The following is an 18,060-nucleotide window of genomic DNA, read 5'->3' as shown; positions in this document are numbered from 1 at the left end:
GGTAAACAAAAACGGCCACCAAAGGCAGCCGTTTTATATTATTAAAGTTGGAGATTTTTATTTTGCCGATGCCATTTGAAGCAGGGCAGCGTCATGATGGTATTTTACCTCGGCTTTGTTATCAAATAACATGGCCGCGCCGTTTTGGGCGGTGTAAGCGGGCCAGTTGGGCAAGCCTTTGGCATTTGGGTTGCCGGTACGGGCAAAATTTATCCACGCCCGGCTCATTTTGTTGGCTAAGGCGTAAGCATCCTTACCCCCTCCGGTCATTTCTTCGCAGCGTTTAATGTTATCAAACTCAAAGCAGATATCGATACAATGAATGGATTTAAACATACCATCGGCCACAGGCGATTGCCAGGTAAACATATACATATAAACCGGGGCGGCGCCGGCTACTGACGATTTTGCGTTTGCCTGGCGAATAACGCCCGGCCTGAAGGTTGCTAAATCAATATCCAGGTAATCTGATGGCTTTACTGTACCGGGGTAAGCTTTTAAAACTTCGGCCATATAAGCGTCTGTTTTATCGGCATATTTTTTTTGCAGGTAACTTTTAACATCATCCATACTAAAGTTGCGGATAGCCGGGTTTATCAGCGAGGCCATAAACTCGGTTTTGGTTGAGCCTACCAGTAAGGGAATGTTTTTTGATAGTTCGGCAGCGGCGGGGTCATTTAACTGGTAGGGTAAAAACACACCATCGTTAACAGGCTCCCATCCCAGGCCAAAACCGGTAACGGGCTTGCCTTCGGCTTTTAGTTGCGCGGCCACCTTTGGTAAAGCTTTTTTTGCCGCAGCGCTCAGACGCTCATATGATATGGTTTGTAACGAATCGGCCTGGTTTGGCTGCAGGTTCAATACTTCCAGCATAGCCGCGCCAATTCTTTTTGATACATCGTTATCCATAAATTTTGACTGGTAACTGCCGCTTTGCACAATAGCTTTATGAAACAAGCCTTTTGCTGATGGCGCCGCCATTAAGGTAGTAACCTTGCCGCCACCGCCCGACTGGCCAAAAATGGTTACGTTATCCGGGTCGCCGCCAAAGCTGGCTATATTTTGTTTTACCCATTGCAGGGCTGCAACAATATCCATCATACCTACATTGGCCGATGATTTATATTTATCGCCATAGGCCGATAGGTTTAAAAAGCCCAGCAGGTTTAAGCGGTGGTTAATGGATACCACTACAACATCACCTTTTTTGCTCAGGTTTTCGCCATCATAAGAAGGTAGTTCAATAGCCGAACCGGCTGCAAAGCCGCCGCCATGCAGCCAAACCATTACGGGGCGTTTTTTTTGGTCGCTGATTCCTGGTGTCCAAACGTTAAGTTTAAGGCAATCCTCATTCATATAGCCCCAGTTGTGCTGAAAGCCAAACTCAATAGGGTCGTTAACGGTTGTTGTGGGGTCTATAGGGCAAACTGCTCCGTATACCAATGAGGCCCGGACACCTTGCCATAGCGCAGGCTTTTCAGGCGCCATAAAACGTTTGGCAGTAGCATAAGGTATGCCTTTATAATTAAAGGTGCCGTTGTGGATGTACCCGCGTACCTGTCCGGCATCGGTGCCGGTTACTGCTACGTTTTCGCCGGCAATAACGGCATCGCTGCTTTGGCTATAGCCAAATAATGGCAGGCAAATGGCCAGCAAAGCCCAAAATGTTGAGTTTTTCTTCATGGTTATCTGGTTTAATATAATTGGTTTATGGATTCAGCCGGGGGCTGAATAACGTATACCATTACCATGATTTATTGGGCAATAAACCAATAATTACCATTGTGTAGGTATTACACAATGGTAATTATAAAAATTTGATCTGCAATAGCGTGAAACAACTTTATTACAAATAATTGTACGCAATGAGGTTAATTGGCCGCTACATTAAATGTGGCTAACAAGTTTATATCTGGGTCGATATTTATCGTTTGCGGTTTTGCCTCCACCGGCAGTTGTATTAGGGTCGTTTTATTTTTAATGTGTACGGTATTTAGCTTATTTCCAATAGCAATCTCCAGCGCAAAATCATACAAATGCGCTTGTTTTTGAGTGATATCAATATTGACAAGTTTTTTAGGTTCATCATATTTCCAGGAAATCTCCAAATCAGGATGCCCTGCTATACGGAGCCATTGTTTAAAAAATGGTTTCAGGTTTTGCCCGCTGGCATGTTCCATTATCGCGCACAGATCGGCAGTATTGGCGTTACGGCCATTATATTGGGCGTAATAGCTAACAACACCTTTCCAAAAAACAGCATCGCTAAGCTTGTGCCTAAGCATGTGTAGCACCCAGCCCCCTTTTTGATAGCTATTGGCGTTTAGCAGTTGCATATATTTGTCTTTTACCGCAGTATCAACCACCGGGCTAAGCCTTTTCTTTTCAAAATCAATAACGGTTTGCCTATCCTCGGTTAAACGTTTTTTTAATGTATCGGCCCCGTATTTATTCTCCAGGTACAGGTTGGTCATGTAGGTGGCAAAACCTTCGCTTAACCATAAATGAGCAAAGTTTTTTTCGCTCGCGCCATCACCAAACCACTGGTGGGCAATTTCGTGCGCCATTAACTCTTCGATGCCTTTGCTGGTAACCGACTCTTCGAAGTAAAATATCGCGCTTGCGTTCTCCATCCCGCCAAATATGGTTTTCGATTGTACGTTGGCTAATTTCTCGTAACTGTAAGGTCCCACTTTTTTGATAAAAAATGGCAATATATCTTTGGCAATGGCATAGTTTTTAAAACCGGCCTCCTTGTTTTCGGGAAACACATAGGTATAAACCGGGATACCGCTTACATCGCCGGGATGGTCAATGGCAAATTCGGCAACGCCAATAACCATTACTTTGGTAGGTAGTACCACGTTTTCCTGCCAGTGGGTAAGTTTTAAGTGATTATCTAAGGCTTTCTCTTCCAGCTGTAAACCATTGGCCACAACCTGGTAATGATCGGGCGCGGTTACTTCAAAGTCAACGGTTGCTTTATCGGCCGGGTCGTCAACGCAGGGGAGCCAGTTATGGGCCCTGTTTGGCCAGTTATCGCCAAAAAAAGTACGGTGACCAAAGTTGTTGGTAGATATGATCAATCCATCGGCGGGTACGCCTTCGTAGTTAATTACAAAGTTATGCCTGCTGGGGGCTTTAACCTGGGTATATATTTTAACAGCATCGCTATCCTGTTCAAATTTAAGGCTTTTGCCGTTTTCGGTTACCGAAGATACGGTCATCCCCTTGCCGGTAGCATTCTTTTTCACCAGGTTTAGGTTAAAGGAGGTGGCATCCTTAATAAATTTTAGGGCGATGGTAGCTTCTCCTTTGATGATGTTGTTATCGTCATTCAGCTGCAAGGCAAAATTATAATGCTGCACATCAACAGCCGAGCCGGGAACCTGGGCTTGGGCAGACAACGCGAAAAAGGCAAAAACGGCAGGAAATATTTTTTTATAGTAGAGGATTGAGCGCATACAAAACGGTTTAAATGCGAAGTTTATAAAAAACAACAGCATTTAAACCATATGTTAATATTTTTACGATAGAAATTGAAGGTGTACACGTTATTTCGTTCATGTAAAATACATTGGAATACTGTCTGCTCTAATTTTCTTATCTTGAGATGGCTTTTTTATTTCAAAACAAAAGCCAAGCCCTTGGCGCATAACAACATTTGTCTGCTTTTTAATTATTATATTTGAAATTATGACTATCGAAATAAAAACGCCGGTTACTAAAGAAAAAGTTCAGCAAGCAATTGAGCTTTTGTCAAAAGAAGAGGGTAAAAAGAGCCTGAGAAAACACTTTGGAAAACTTAAACGAAATGTTGATGGTGTAGAATACCAAAAACAAGTAAGAGATGAGTGGTCTTAGTTTTGTTGCAGATACAAATTTCCTGATTTCGGTACATGAAGGAAAAGAATATGTTGAACCATTTTTGGATGGCACTGTAGTCATATCTGCAATCTCGGAAATAGAATTACTGGGGCTGGCATAAAATAAGTGTAAAGGAAAAACAACTATTGCGCTCCATATTAGACGATTGCATTATTTTTGAACTCACAGCCGATATCCGCAAAATAGCTATTGAAATAAGGCAAAAAGTGAAGGTTAAAACTCCCGATGCAATTATTGCTGCAACATCTAAATATCTCCAAATTCCCCTGATAACTTCTGACAAGGGATTTAAAAATATAACAGACATTGAACTTATATTATTGTAAATAACCAGAACATTGAGGCGCGCTCTGGTTATTTAATTGCTCTGTTAAAAAGTTACGCTTGCCCCCACAGAAAACAAAAAGTAAAGCCCGTTTTTTGAAGTATTACTTACATAATTAACCTGGTTAAATGGTTTTATAAGGTATGGTGTAAAAACTATCTGAACTTTGTTTATAACGTAGGTTACCGGCATCGATCCGCTAAAGGCAAGCAGCTGGTATTTTCTTACTTCTTTTTGGTTTTCCTGGGTTACGGTTTGGGTGATGATGGTTTGTTTAGGTTGATTTGGGAACAGGATGTTGATAGGTGTTTGCTCCTGAGGCGTTTCTACCGACCTGGTTACCTGCGACTCGGTATAATAGGTTTGATAAAACGATTGGGTACCGGCATACAACGATGCTGTAGGTGTAAACTTAAGGCCATTTAACTTTGTGGCGCCGGTTTTAACCGCAAATATTTCTTTAGATAGCTCGGCGGTATTGATGATATCGTTCTTGTTGTTTTTATCAAAGCGGTAACTGCCGCCAATACTCAGTTTTACAATATTATCGGGGTTGGCGTACAATGAACCATCAATGGTTGCATTAAAGGATGAAAGTATGATAGGACTGCTGCCTGTAATAAAAAACTTGGTAGCCGATATTGTACCACCATAATACTTTTTACTATCGAACCCAAAAACATAACCAGGGGTTATACTTAAGCCTTCGGCACCCGATTTGGATCCGTTAAGATCGAAATAACCGATGGCACTCAGGAAAAATCCATGTTTGCTTACCAAGGTAAGCGTTGGCAGTAATAAGGGTACACTGCTATCATCGCGCCGGCCGGCGTATGTTAGGTTGGATATATATTGAAGCCCGGCATTTACAAACAACTCCTTTACATGCGGCTTTTTGGATGCCGTATCGGTAACGGTTTGCTGTGCAAACGAGGGTATGCTGCTGCCCATAATTATAAGCAGCGCGATAAGTTTAAGTTTTTTCATGAAAGATTTGATGTGCTTAGCCAATGTTTTAAATCAACAAAAGGGCCGCTAACGGCCCTTTTGCTAATGATATTACTATAATTTGATGTTATTGTTTAGCAGCGCTTACTTTAGTTGAGCTGCTGCCCGAAGCGCTAACAGTAGCGCTTTTTTTACCTGCTTTTACTGTGGTTGCAGATGAGCCACTGTGTGATAAGCTTGCTTTGGTGCTTTTTGTAGTTGTTGCTGCACTCCCGGAACTGCTTACGCTTCCTTTGCTGCTAACACTTACGCTTTTCCTGGCAGCTATTGCTTTTTTGCTGGCTGCAGAAGCGGCATTAACCGAGGCGGTTTTAGCTGCTGTTGCTTTAGCGGCAACGTTGTTTGCTTTAGTGCTAACATCTGCTGATGCATTGCTTGCCACATCTTTTGATGCTGTAAACGCGCTACCCGCAGCTGTTGTAGCTTTATCTGCCGATGCTGAACCACTCACACTACCCGAACTGGTAAGGTTTGCGGCAGCGTCGGCTTTGTTAACTGCTGCATCGGCATTTGTTGCGGCGGCAGCGTTAGCTGTCCCGCTTACGTTGGCTGCCTGGCTTGCAGTTGCCTGTGATTGAGCGGCTGCCGCGTTAGTTGCTGCTTGAGTTTGCGCAGCGGTACGGGCAGCAGCGCTTTGTGCCTGGGCAGCTGCCTGGTTGCTGATATTGGTGGTTGTAGCTGCGGCTTTTTGAGCCACGGTAGCAGCATTCACAGATGGTAATGCCGTTTGGGTAACAATTTTTGTTGCAGTTGTTGCACCTACGTTAACCTGTGCAATACCGGATTTTGCTGCGAATAAAGCTGCTGTCAATAATACTGATTTAACTAAAGTTTTCATTTTATCTATCTATTAAGTTTATGTTGCATGCCGGGTTATTAAACCGGCAGCATGACATTACATAGACAAATGATATGCCATTGGAAAAATAAAGCCAGAATAATGGGGATATTGAGGGGCTTTTGTATAGAAAAAAATACAAAAAGCGACAAAAGTTTACCAAAATATAAAAAAAGAGACAGTTTCGCCGGTATTAAACGGCGATAGCCCGAAAGCAAAGAAACCCCGGTAAATACCTGGGGCTGCTCTATATTTTAAAACAAGCACTTAAAAAAGGTTAGCCGACTTACATTTTTGGCATCCGGCGCATCATGCTGGCCATGGCGGCGGGATTGCTCATTTGTTTCATCACCTTTTTCATGTCGTCAAACTGCTTCATTAACCGGTTTACTTCGGTTAAATCAGTTCCGGAACCTTTGGCTATGCGGTTACGACGGCTTTGGTTGATAGTTTCGGGGTTCGATTTTTCAAACGGCGTCATTGACTGGATGATGGCTTCGATAGCTTTAAAAGCGTTATCATCAACTTCAACATCCTTCATCATTTTGCCTACGCCGGGAATCATGCCCATCAGATCCTTCATATTGCCCATTTTTTTGATCTGTTGTATCTGGCTGTAAAAATCGTTAAAATCAAACTTGTTTTTGCGGATCTTCTTTTGGAGCTCGGCGGCTTCCTTTTCGTCAAACTGCTGTTGGGCGCGCTCAACTAACGAAACCACATCACCCATGCCCAGGATACGGGATGCCATACGATCGGGGTGGAAAACGTCAAGCGCTTCCATTTTTTCGCCGGTACCTATAAATTTAATCGGCTTATTTACAACCGATTTGATAGATAAGGCTGCGCCACCGCGGGTATCGCCATCAAGCTTGGTTAATACTACGCCGGTAAAATCAAGCCTGTCGTTAAACACTTTAGCGGTGTTTACGGCATCCTGGCCGGTCATGGAGTCAACCACAAACAATATCTCATGTGGTTTTACCGCACTTTTTACCTGCTCAATCTCCACCATCATGGCTTCGTCGATAGCCAGGCGGCCGGCGGTATCAATAATCACTATATTATGGCCATTTTGTTTGGCCAAAGCAATACCCTCCAGCGCAATAGCAACGGGATCTTTAGATTCGCGGTTTGAATATACAGGTACGCCTATTTGCTGCCCTAATACCTCCAGCTGGTCAATAGCCGCGGGGCGGTAAATATCATCAGCAACCAGTAGGGGTTTTTTATTTTTTTGAGTTTTTAGATAATTGGCCAGCTTGCCGGTAAAGGTTGTTTTACCCGCACCGTTTAAGCCTGCAATCAGGATAATGGTTGGCGAGGCCTTTATTTCCAGCTCGGCTGTGGTGCCGCCCATGAGCTCGGTAAGCTCATCGTTCATGAGCTTGGTGAGCAACTGGCCAGGCGATATGGCTGTTAATACATTGTTACCCAGTGCTTTTTGCCTTACATCATCAGTAAATGCTTTGGCGGTTTTATAGTTTACGTCGGCATCAAGAAGGGCCTTGCGGATCTCCTTCATGGTTTCGGCCACGTTTATTTCAGTAATAGTTCCTTGCCCCTTCAGTACCTTAAAGGCCCTGTCGAGTTTATCCGAAAGATTTTCAAACATTGTAATATCCCAGTTTTGAGGTTACAAAGGTATGATTTTGAAAGTTAATTTTAAGACAGATATACACCCCGTTTTTAACCGGGAAAACCAGGCCGAAAAGCGGCCGCCTTTTTTCCAAAAATATGTTTCCATCCAATTTTTAAAAAGGCCTTTCAACGCTATTTTTGTGATATTTAATGCAAAAAAGTGTCAAAAAACCACAAAAAACGCACAATAAAACTCAAATAATCGTCAAAAAAATTAAAAAAATTACAACTTTTATACAAGTGCTTTTTAACGACATACCCCGGGGAAAGAGAATTTTTTTTCGACCAAAGAAACGACCAAATAAAATCAAAAAAGCAAAACAAATCCGCAGCTACCCAATTTTGATCAATGACCAACTACGGGAACCTGTACAACATTCCCAGCGCCAAACCTTCTGTGGCCTGGGCATCTTTTGAGGTATGCTGATCATATAACAGCGTGCCATTAATGGTAACGTTGATTAAACGGTTAACCCGGGCCGATAACACAGCATCAACACGGTGGGTAATATATTTAATCGATTGGCCATACGGGATAAACAAAGCATACCTCGTATTTAGGTGGATATTTTTCATGATATCCTTATCAAATAGGGCCACCATTTGAAATGCTAAATCGTTCTTTACGGTTTTATTGGTATCAACCCCGTAGTTATCTGTTTGAAAGCGCCGTACGTTTTTGTCTAAAACAAAGGTTTGCCTTGCGGTACCCGTACCTAAACGCAAATCAAAATAAGGGGCAGGCTTATACTCCAAACCCAACGACTCGGTTAAATACCCCGGCGCCATAAAATTCGAGATCTGCTGGGCGTCAAAACGGCCGTTGCCCTGGTCCACATAGTTAAAACCTTTGTCGAACTGCGACTCGAACGTTAAAGCGCCGAAAAGATACCAGTGTTTTGATAATTGCGATGCTACCTTATTATCAAAGTAAATCCTGTCGTTGGTTTTGCGTTTGCCCTGGCCCTTGTTTTTGGCTACGCCATAAGTAAGGTTAAGCTCGGATACATAGCTAAAGGGGGCGTTGTTATACTCGGTATGGTATATAAAGTTTGTACCCAGGGCTACTGAGTTTACGCCACCGGCGCTATAGTTGCTGGTAAAGGCCGACTGGCTGAAATTTAATCCAAACGCTACCGCTTTTTTCCAGTGAATAACCTTATAATCAAGCATGGTAACCGGAATTTGCTCGCGCTGTATCTGGATGGGCCTAACCCGTGTAGGGATTGAATTTGGGCGCGGGCTGACGCGCAACCGGTTAACCACGGCGGTATCAATTTTAACGGTGTCCTTTTTCAGCGAATCGGTTTGCTGGGCGCTTACCTGTATGCTGCAGGCTATCGATGCTAATAAAAGCAGGGCAAGTCTGATTTTTAACATAAAAGCAAAATAAAGCAAAAAAATTTAGAGTAGTATCAAGTAGTAAGTATCAAGTATCAAGATTTTTATTTAGTATCAAGTCGCAAGTAGTAAGTATCAAGATTTTTTGATTCCGGTTCTTTGCAGCTGAATTAGAACTAACTATTTGATAATCAATGCTTTTGTGAGACATCCTTGATACTTACTACTTGCGACTTGCTACTGATAAAGCAGCAGTCTTGATACTTACTACTTGATACCTACTACTACAATTGCAACAATCTTGATACTTACTACTTGCTACTTGATACTAAATCAAGGGTTAACTTTTCAGGCAAATTCCTACCTTTGGCAAAACTAAAAGTTGATGACTGAAAAAATTTTAGTGATTGGCGCCAATGGTCAAATTGGTACCGAATTGGTTATGGCATTACGCGGCATTCACGGTGCCGAAAATGTAATTGCCTCCGATATTAACGATCCTACCTACGCCATCCGCAACAGCGGCCCCTTCGAAATTGTAAATGTGCTTGATAAGCATAACCTGCACCACATATTTGATAAACACCGCCCAACCCAGGTTTACCTGCTGGCCGCCATACTATCGGCCGTAGGCGAAAAAAAACCAAAAATGGCCTGGGATTTAAACATGACCGGCCTTATCCATGTGCTTGATTTTGCCGTAGAGTTTAAAACAGCCAAAGTTTTCTGGCCAAGCTCTATCGCCGTTTTCGGCCCGCATTCGCCGCAGTATAATACGCCGCAGTATTGTGTGATGGATCCTAACACGGTATATGGCTTTAGCAAACTGGCCGGCGAGCGCTGGTGCGAATATTATTTTGAGAAATATGGTGTTGATGTACGCAGCATCCGCTACCCAGGCCTTATCGGCTGGAAGGCATCGCCCGGCGGCGGCACCACCGATTACGCGGTGCACATATTTCACGAGGCATTAAAGAATGGCAAGTACCAAAGCTTCCTTTCGGCAGATACCGCCCTGCCGATGATGTATATGGAAGATGCCATCAGGGCTACCATCAGCCTGATGGATGCGCCAGAAGAGCAAATTAAAATCCGCTCATCATACAACCTGGCCGGCATCAGCTTTACACCAACACAACTGGCCGAAGAAATTAAAAAGCACATCCCGGCGTTCGAGATAAGCTATACCGATACCGACCCACGCCAGGCCATTGCTGATAGCTGGCCCAAATCAATTGACGACAGCAGCGCGCAACAACACTGGGGCTGGAAACTGGAATACGACCTGCCCAAAATGACCGCCGATATGCTGGACAATTTGAAGCGGGTTTTATAAGGTGAAAGGCAAAAGGCGAAAGGTTTTTCGCGCAGAGATTACAGGGAGGGGAAATGATTTGCTTTTTTTACTGTCCCCCGCGGGAGAGCCCCCCAATGCTATTAAGTTAAGAGAGGCAGAATTAAAAAATAATATCGAACACTGAATTTCGAACATCCAACACCGAAGTTTTTCCTTTGTTATTCAAAATTGGATATTCGGTGTTCGATATTAAATCGGCCTTAATAGCGTTGGAGAGACCCGGGTGGCGAAACCCCCACCTCCCTTTCTCCCAAGGAAGGAATCGCACGTTCCCCCGCTTATTACTTCTTTCGAACACTTATGCAAACAATTTAACAAAAGTGGGGCCTGTCGCAAAATTGGTTGTAAATTGTCGTTTACTACCCTGTTCAATAACCGTTTTTAACCGCATTTTTGTTAAAGCAATAAGCAATAAACGGTGGAGCAGCTACCACCTGCAAAAACGGGCGATCCGAAAAGCCAAATGAGTAGGAATACAAAAAAATGATTTTATGTCAGACAACAAAGTTTCATTGCACAGAGTGATTAAGGCTTCACCCGAAAAGGTGTATCGTGCCTTTACCGAAGCCACAGCCATTGCTTCATGGCTGCCGCCTTATGGCTTTCTTTGTACCGTACACCACATGGACGTTAAGGTAGGTGGTTCTTTTAAAATGTCATTTCATAATTTTACAACCGGTAACGGCCATTCATTTGGCGGCGAATACCTGGAGCTGAAACCAAATGAGTTTCTGAAATATACCGACAAGTTTGACGATCCCAACATGCCCGGTGTAATGACCACTTCTATTTCGCTCCAAAAAACATTAGTAGGTACCGAACTGAAAGTATTGCAGGAAGGAATACCCGCAGTAATACCCGTTGAAATGTGTTACCTGGGCTGGCAGGAATCGCTGGAAAAACTTACCAAGCTGGTAGAGCCTAATATACCGGATGCCTGATTAATGCCGGCTCGCATCTCTTTTGGTGAATATCAGCTATCGTAAAATGTAATTGCCGGAAAAAGCATTTATTGCTCGATAATCACTTTTGTGGATTGGCGTTTGGATATCCATGCCATTGCTGAAGTTATCTCAATAGGTGTTCGGAAGGAAAAAAAGCGCAGGATATGTGCGATTCCTTCCCTGGGGAAGGGGGAGGTAGGGGTTAAATCAGGCGTTCAAGTCGCTTTGCAACTCGTCGCTCGTATAAACCCCTCCCTGCCTTTGCGCTCAACGTCAGCCGCACCCCTCAGGTTGGGCTACTGTGTGTACACATCTTTTTAATAAAAGAAAATTGTCATTTCGATAGAGCATGCTTGGGGGTTGTGCGGGAGAGCGAAAGATCTTATACGATTTGCATCGCACCGCGCAAGTTTGCAAGCATGAAGTATAGGATTTCTCCTCACGCCAACGCTCAAAGCCCACCCCTGTTCGTTCGTATGACATTTTTTTATTTATTGATAAGTTTCCAAAAGATGCATACACACATTAACCCATAGAGAGGAAACTAAAAACCTTCCGGACACCTCCGGAATTATCCAACACCGGCACGGGCTTAACCAATACTGTACCTCCATATTCAAAAACACCGCGTACAATTAATGCGCCCTGCCTTGTTCGCTCTCGGCGCCGCCGGTATCTCGTTTTTGGGGTGTGTTGGTTAATTTACCAAAACTATAGGTAAATGCCAGCGTGACTACCCTGGTATCTAAAAAGTTATGGAAGGTGGCATTGGCGCCCACAATATTGGTAATGGTGCCGCTTGGCCTGAAAGTGTGGAAAATATCGCGCGCATTTAGCTTAATGGAGCCCTTATTGTTCAATATCTTTTTCTGAATGGCCGCGTTAAGCATGCCTTTAGGCAGTATAACAAACTGGCCGTAGGTGCCCCCGTTATCATAAAAGCCGCTTAGTTCGGCACTCCAGGTTTTGGATAAGGTGAACTGGTTGTTACCATTGCCCGAAAATGTGTATTGCGATTGATTAAGGTACCCGGTATAAAACGCCCCCTGGTAAGTATTCTTATAAACCTCGGCATATAGATTGACCGACCACCATTTGGCTGGCTGAAAGTTGCTATTGGCAGACAGGTTGATTGTTTTTTGTCGCCCAATATTGCCCTGAGTGCTAATGAACACGTTGTTACTGTTATGAATAGTTTCGCCCTGAACATCGGTGGTATAGTTATAGGCAAGCGCAACGGTAAACAGGCTTTTGAAACTATACGCCAGCTTATAATTATCAGTAAATTGTGATTTAAGGAAAGGGTTGCCCGAAAAGTAAGTAAACTTATCTACAAAAAAGGTAAAAGGATTTAAGCTTCCGTAGCTGGGCCTTCCAATGCGGCGGCCGTACGAAATAACCAGCACATTATGGCCGGCTGTATCCAGGTTGTATGAAAAATAAGCCGTTGGGAACAGGTTGGTGTAATGTTTTACAAATGACGAATCGGCCTTTTGGGCGTTCCCCAGTTGATGGCCGGAGCCATTGGTGTTCTCGGCCCGCAAGCCTGTTTGTAATGAAAACCGGCCGAGGGTTTTGTTGAAATTAACGTATGCAGCATTGATATTTTCCTTGTATAAAAACCGGTTGGTGTTGTTGTAATCAATGGTGCTTACATTATCAATCACGTTAAAATAATTGGCAGCGTTATCTGTACTCACATAGCTGCTTTTAATCCCGGCCTCCAGCTTTGCCTTGCCTTTAAGCGGATGGGTGTAATCGGCCTTTGCGGAGTAAATATTGATGATGGAAGGCAAATTATCAGTCAGCGTTTGCGAATTTGTCAAAGTGCCATCGGGTAAAAAAGTATTGTTTATAAACAGCTGGTTACTGCCTGCGGCATTGTGAATATAATCCAGGTCGAATGTAAGTGTCCGGCCCGTGCTATCAAACTTATGGGTATAATTCAGGTTGATACCCTTGCTGTCAAACTTATTTGTAGATGTATTCAGCGTGTTTATAGTTGAATCCAGCCCGCCATCTTTGTTGTATAGCAAGCTGTATACCGGGCTGCTATCATGATCATGCGATATATTGCCGGTAAACACCACGCCCCATGTAGTTTTTGGCGATGAGTAGTAGTCCATTCCGGCTTTAATATTGGTGTTGTTACCAGAGGGCCTGAAATAGGAAATGTCTTTTAAGGACGAGGTTCTTTCTCCATTGGCATCAAAATAATCGCGGTCAATTTCCAGCCGTCTGAACGTTTTTTGCTTGTTATAGGCAAGGTTGGCAAAAAAGTTAATTTTATTTATACGATAATTCAGGTTGATGCTTTCGTTGGTCCGGCCATAAAAACCGAGCGCGTAATTGGCCGAAACCACGGCGTTAAATCCCCTGGTGGTATTTTTTTTAGTTTTTATATTAATTACGCCGGCATTTCCTGCGGCATCATATTTGGCCGGCGGGTTATCCATCAGCTCTATCTGATCTAATGACGATGACGGCAACGAGCGCAGGTAAGTTGCCAGGTTTGCGGCCGAAAGATAGGTTGGTTTATCATCAATCATCACCATAACGCCGCTTTTCCCTTTAAAGGTAATATTGCCATCGGCATCTACCTGTACGCCCGGTGTTTTTGCCAATACCTCCAAAGCATTGGCACCAGTGTTGGATATCAGCGCCCCAACGTTAACTACCGTACGGTCAATTTTTTGCTGTACGTACGATTTTTTGGCGGTTATAGCCACCTCATTTAACTTTTTGCCGGCCAGCGATAAAATAAACGGGGGTAAATTAACCGGCTTTTGCTGGCTTACAACCACAGGGCTGCTTTGGTAAGTTTTATAGCCAATATAAGTAGCCTTAATAAGGTAGGTATTATCCTTTACGTTTTTAAATGCGAAGCCACCATCCGGGTTAACAAGCTGGGTACTTACCACGCTTGAATCTTTTGCGGCAAGTAAAATAACTGTTGCGCCATCAAGTGGTTTCTTGGTATCATCAAAAACCGTCCCCGAAATTTTACCACTGTTGGTTTGCGCCTGGGCAAAGTTGAAAAGTAACAGCATGAATAAGGGCAACGGAAATACGCGTATCAGTTTCATCATGACTATAAGACATGGGCTGCGCTATTATCGTTACATGATTTTTACTTTATTTAGATGGGTGGGGGGTAATCCAGGTGGTGTAATTGAATTAAGGGACTTTTCGCGCAAAGACGCAGAGATGCAAAGTGATTGCTTTTTTATCTCCCCAGCGATCTTTGGTGCGTAATTGAATTATAAATATTTCCCTTGACTTGTTAGCGTTGGAGAGCCGTGCTGTTTAGTACAAATCTTGTGAGGTTGCCTACGGGCTGATGACTTGTGACCTGTGCTACAGGCACTATTTGAAAGAAACTATTTTAATAAGCATTGAAATGATATAAAAGGTCAACAAATTACTGCTGACCTTAATCTGTAGGTATCATTTTAGATGTTAACCTTTTTTACTCTTTTTATGTTAATAGGTGTAGCCTTGCCCGATGGCGATGCGTACCTGCTATTGGCGATAGAGCTCAAAGCGATCGGGTGCGTGTTGCAACAGCTGGCACCGATCGAACAACAACATCCCCGGCAGAAGCTACTTCATATGCAACAATCGCTTTTGCAAGTGAAGTGTTACTTTTTTTCTGAATCTGCAGTATATCTTCAATTTTTATCAGTGCCGGATCTTCTTGCTGCTCAGCAAGTTTCAGGTCGTAGTCCAGTTGCATCCGCAGCCAGAAACTGGCACTGATATCCAGCGCTGTTTCCAATCGCATGGCCATCCTGGGCCCTATCGGCCTTTTGCCCGAAAATATTTCACTCAAATGAGTAGGTAAGATTTGCACTAATTCAGCAAAATCTTTTTTAGCAATCTCCCTGGATTCAATTTCTTCTTTGAGAATGTAGCCGGGATGGAAGAGGTCGGGAGACCTTAATACCTTCCCATCCCGGTCTACTACCTCATTTAGTAAGTTTTGCATAATTAATATACGTTTTGTCCTTTCAAACTTCTTTTTGGCGAATTCTAATATTGTCTGTTTTTCTTTGCGGCGTTTATCTTGTCTGTGATGCGGGATCCGTAAGGACCCTATTGCTAATGTGACGTTTTTGATGCCTTCTTTTTTCTTCGACGTTCTGTTTCTAATGCCTTCTACTTTATGACTACGTTTATGCATAAGTTAAAATAGCTGCTTAAGCTATTTAGAATAATGATCACTCATTCTTTTCACCCGGACGATCTCGGCTTTGCCGTTACTGTCAAGGTTAAATTCCAAGCGATATTGATCATTCACCCTGATCGAATAAAGTGGATCAGGGGCATTTTTGGGCTCCAGCTTTTCAAAATTCAGGCTTCGGAATTTTCCTAAGTCATAGGTTGAAGCACTGTTTTTGAGCATCTCAATCCGCAAACGGTATTGCTTGATAACTTCTGGCGGAAACCTGGGTTTTCCAGGAACTTTGCCACCGGTATACAGCAATTCGTAATACGAATCTGTGAATGAAACCTGCATGTCAAATAACGTTTAATTAAACCATCTGTTAATTGATACAAATTAAATAAACATTTTTTAAATAACCAAATAATGGGAAGTATTTAATGTGTTATTATTGGTTATTTACGCCCTTTGGCGCCCTGTTTGACACAAATCTTGTAAGCTGGATATGGGCTGATGACTTGCACCTCATCGGATAGCGCTCTACACTGTAAAAGTCTGCTTTGATGTTTTTATATTAGCCCAATAATCATACAAAATATTATACCTTGCCTATTACACCTCCAACCCCAAATCATGCCTGATATACACGACAAGCTAACAATCCTCTATGAAGTTTTGGTTGATAATTCAGAAACGTTTGAGCAGGAAATAATTGATCAAATAATGCATCCTGGTAAAATCAACGACATCAACAGGTTTACATCCTTGCTGGCCGAACTCAAAAATTTCAATTTTATTGAACCTTTGCTTCTCCAAATCAGTCGTGGAGAGAAAGGCGATGTTTGGCTATGCGACTTTTTATATGCAGCTACTAAAATATTGGATGAAAGTTTGGAGGAGAAAGAATTTGCAACGCCCAAAAATTTGATTACCAAATTAGGATCATGGATTATTAACCATCAGGGCGAACTAGCCTGGATGGCCGCGAGCTTGCTAAAGTTCAGCCCGTCCAAATCAGCAGCAAAAATCCAGTTGCAAAAACTGGAAGAACGGGGAGATTTCTTTTTAGTTTACGTTGAATGTATTTTGGGGCTTTTACGTAACTATGATGGCAAGTTCCTCCCGTTGATAAAGGAGATTGCGGCAGATGAAACACGAGATATTAAGCTAAGGGAGTATTGCCAGGGTGTTATCGATGATAAACAATAATGATTCCGCCCTCCCAGGCCAAAAAAGGACACACCCAATTCTGGATTTTTATTCAGCCGTTAAAAAAAACAATATTATATTTGAACCCGCTGTATAACAAGGCATACAGCGGGTTCTTTTTTTATGGCAACAGCCATAAACCATGAACCCTCAACAATGAACTAAAAAAGTTATGGGAAGAGCATTTGAATTCCGCAAAGAAAGAAAGTTTAAGCGCTGGGCCAAAATGGCGGTGCAGTTTACCCGTTTAGGGAAAGAGATTGTAATGGCCGTAAAAGCAGGCGGTGGCGATGTAAATACCAACTCGCGCTTGCGTACCGCGGTACAAAACGCTAAGGCCGTAAATATGCCTAAAGACCGCGTGGAAGCCGCCATAAAACGTGCCGGCAGCCGCGATGAGAAAGATTACGAAGAACTTGTTTACGAAGGCTATGCGCCTTATGGCGTTGCTGTTTTGGTTGAAACAGCTACCGATAATACCAACCGTACCGTTGCCAACGTGCGCAGCTATTTTACCAAATATGGCGGCTCGCTGGGAAAAACCGGCTCGTTAGATTTTATTTTTACCCGCAAATCGGTATTCACCTTTGAGCCGGGCGACCGCGACCTGGAAGAATTAGAGTTTGAACTGATTGATGCCGGCCTGGAAGACCTGTTTGTTGAAGCAGATGAAGAAGGAAAAGACATCGGCGTTATCCACACCGCGTTTGAAGATTTTGGAAAGATGCAGAAAGCACTGGAAGAAGCCGGAGTTGAAGTAAAATCGGCCAAACTGGAGCGTGTACCACAATCGTTCCACGAAGTAACCGAAGAACAAGTGGTTGATATCATGAAACTGATTGACCGTTTGGAAGAGGACGACGACGTACAGGCGGTGTACCATAATATGGCGGAGTAGAAAGCCGATTTGAAAATTTGAGGATTTGAAAACGGGCTTTTAATTTGAAAATTTGAGGATTTGAAAATTTGAAGATGGTTTGATAAGGCAGAAAGCATTTTCAATTATTCGTGTCTTTTTCATTTTCAAATCTTCAAATTACCAAATTTTCAAATCAATTTTGTTTTCATTTTCAAATTCTCAAATTAAAAAACATGCCACTATTCAGTTCACGTAAGGAAGAAAAGAAAGTAAAGGTAACCTTTGCCAACGGCCTGCTTTTTGTTGAGAAAGCAGATGGCAAGCAGCAGGCTTTCCCGCTGGAGTGGTTCCCTAAGCTGATGAACGCTACTGATGAAGAACGCGAAGACTGGAAACAAACAGATAAAGGCATCCACTTTAATCAGCTGGATGTGGACGTGGTTTTATAGAGTCAAGATACAAGAATCAAGAATCAGGAGTTTAGA

General features: G+C 43.0%; 17 protein-coding genes. 8 read left to right on the top strand and 9 right to left on the bottom strand.

Translation table 11 applies throughout. The features are described from left to right. Positions 1–57 precede the first annotated feature (57 nt). Both AC1DXF_RS10730 and AC1DXF_RS10725 read right to left on the bottom strand, forming a co-directional pair. On the bottom strand, positions 58–1,683 hold the full coding sequence (locus AC1DXF_RS10730; protein WP_477448378.1) for a carboxylesterase/lipase family protein: 1,626 nt from the start codon (positions 1,681–1,683) through the stop codon (positions 58–60). Positions 1,684–1,871: 188 nt separating this feature from the next. Next, entirely contained in the window at positions 1,872–3,464 is a 1,593-nt protein-coding gene (locus AC1DXF_RS10725; RefSeq protein WP_477448376.1) for a M1 family metallopeptidase, read from the bottom strand. Positions 3,465–3,696: 232 nt separating this feature from the next. On the opposite strand from AC1DXF_RS10725, the gene AC1DXF_RS10720 reads away from it, so the two are divergent. Genes AC1DXF_RS10720 through AC1DXF_RS10710 form a run of 3 tightly spaced genes read left to right on the top strand, consistent with a single transcriptional unit; the run spans position 3,697 to position 4,214 of the window. Further along, positions 3,697–3,864: a hypothetical protein gene (locus tag AC1DXF_RS10720; protein ID WP_477448374.1), complete on the top strand. Its 168-nt coding sequence runs from the start codon at positions 3,697–3,699 to the stop codon at positions 3,862–3,864. Next, positions 3,851–3,988 (top strand): hypothetical protein, encoded by a 138-nt coding sequence (locus AC1DXF_RS10715; RefSeq protein WP_477448372.1) that lies wholly within the window; start codon positions 3,851–3,853, stop codon positions 3,986–3,988. The genes AC1DXF_RS10720 and AC1DXF_RS10715 overlap by 14 nt, the downstream gene beginning before the upstream one ends. Before the next feature lie 25 nt (positions 3,989–4,013). Further along, the gene (locus tag AC1DXF_RS10710) at positions 4,014–4,214 is read left to right on the top strand and encodes a PIN domain-containing protein (RefSeq protein ID WP_477448370.1); all 201 of its coding nucleotides are present in this window, start codon (positions 4,014–4,016) and stop codon (positions 4,212–4,214) included. Between the two features lie 44 nt (positions 4,215–4,258). On the opposite strand, the gene AC1DXF_RS10705 is transcribed toward AC1DXF_RS10710, so the two are convergent. The 4 genes from AC1DXF_RS10705 to AC1DXF_RS10690 form a co-directional block, all read right to left on the bottom strand. Further along, entirely contained in the window at positions 4,259–5,200 is a 942-nt protein-coding gene (locus tag AC1DXF_RS10705) for a hypothetical protein (RefSeq protein WP_477448368.1), read from the bottom strand. An 88-nt stretch (positions 5,201–5,288) separates the two neighbouring features. Next, entirely contained in the window at positions 5,289–6,059 is a 771-nt protein-coding gene (locus AC1DXF_RS10700) for a hypothetical protein (RefSeq protein WP_477448366.1), read from the bottom strand. 286 nt (positions 6,060–6,345) lie between these two features. Then, complete coding sequence (ffh, locus tag AC1DXF_RS10695) at positions 6,346–7,674, bottom strand: signal recognition particle protein (RefSeq protein WP_477448365.1); 1,329 nt, start codon at positions 7,672–7,674, stop codon at positions 6,346–6,348. Between the two features lie 383 nt (positions 7,675–8,057). Then, positions 8,058–9,080, bottom strand: a complete 1,023-nt coding sequence (locus tag AC1DXF_RS10690; RefSeq protein ID WP_477448363.1) for a DUF3078 domain-containing protein — start codon at positions 9,078–9,080, stop codon at positions 8,058–8,060. A gap of 346 nt (positions 9,081–9,426) precedes the next feature. Here AC1DXF_RS10690 and AC1DXF_RS10685 point away from each other — a divergent pair, with 346 nt between their 5' ends. Together AC1DXF_RS10685 and AC1DXF_RS10680 are read left to right on the top strand one after the other, a co-directional pair. After that, complete coding sequence (locus AC1DXF_RS10685) at positions 9,427–10,377, top strand: NAD-dependent epimerase/dehydratase family protein (protein WP_477448361.1); 951 nt, start codon at positions 9,427–9,429, stop codon at positions 10,375–10,377. A 512-nt stretch (positions 10,378–10,889) separates the two neighbouring features. Then, positions 10,890–11,339, top strand: a complete 450-nt coding sequence (locus AC1DXF_RS10680; protein WP_477448359.1) for an SRPBCC family protein — start codon at positions 10,890–10,892, stop codon at positions 11,337–11,339. A gap of 638 nt (positions 11,340–11,977) precedes the next feature. Here AC1DXF_RS10680 and AC1DXF_RS10675 read toward each other — a convergent pair. The 3 genes from AC1DXF_RS10675 to AC1DXF_RS10665 all read right to left on the bottom strand — a co-directional run bounded on the left by AC1DXF_RS10675 (position 11,978) and on the right by AC1DXF_RS10665 (position 15,861). After that, the gene (locus AC1DXF_RS10675; RefSeq protein ID WP_477448357.1) at positions 11,978–14,431 is read right to left on the bottom strand and encodes a TonB-dependent receptor; all 2,454 of its coding nucleotides are present in this window, start codon (positions 14,429–14,431) and stop codon (positions 11,978–11,980) included. 449 nt (positions 14,432–14,880) lie between these two features. Continuing rightward, positions 14,881–15,525, bottom strand: a complete 645-nt coding sequence (locus tag AC1DXF_RS10670) for a HigA family addiction module antitoxin (RefSeq protein ID WP_477448355.1) — start codon at positions 15,523–15,525, stop codon at positions 14,881–14,883. Between the two features lie 21 nt (positions 15,526–15,546). After that, on the bottom strand, positions 15,547–15,861 hold the full coding sequence (locus AC1DXF_RS10665) for a type II toxin-antitoxin system RelE/ParE family toxin (RefSeq protein WP_477448353.1): 315 nt from the start codon (positions 15,859–15,861) through the stop codon (positions 15,547–15,549). A gap of 279 nt (positions 15,862–16,140) precedes the next feature. On the opposite strand from AC1DXF_RS10665, the gene AC1DXF_RS10660 reads away from it, so the two are divergent. The 3 genes from AC1DXF_RS10660 (at position 16,141) to AC1DXF_RS10650 (ending at position 18,024) form a co-directional block, all read left to right on the top strand. Beyond that, the gene (locus tag AC1DXF_RS10660) at positions 16,141–16,716 is read left to right on the top strand and encodes a hypothetical protein (RefSeq protein ID WP_477448352.1); all 576 of its coding nucleotides are present in this window, start codon (positions 16,141–16,143) and stop codon (positions 16,714–16,716) included. 172 nt (positions 16,717–16,888) lie between these two features. Next, on the top strand, positions 16,889–17,614 hold the full coding sequence (locus AC1DXF_RS10655) for a YebC/PmpR family DNA-binding transcriptional regulator (RefSeq protein WP_477448350.1): 726 nt from the start codon (positions 16,889–16,891) through the stop codon (positions 17,612–17,614). A gap of 194 nt (positions 17,615–17,808) precedes the next feature. After that, the gene (locus AC1DXF_RS10650) at positions 17,809–18,024 is read left to right on the top strand and encodes a DUF2442 domain-containing protein (RefSeq protein ID WP_477448348.1); all 216 of its coding nucleotides are present in this window, start codon (positions 17,809–17,811) and stop codon (positions 18,022–18,024) included. Positions 18,025–18,060 lie beyond the last annotated feature (36 nt).

This window comes from Mucilaginibacter sp. P2_A5 (genome assembly GCF_056404995.1).
This window is presented reverse-complemented; position numbering and strand designations above follow the sequence as displayed.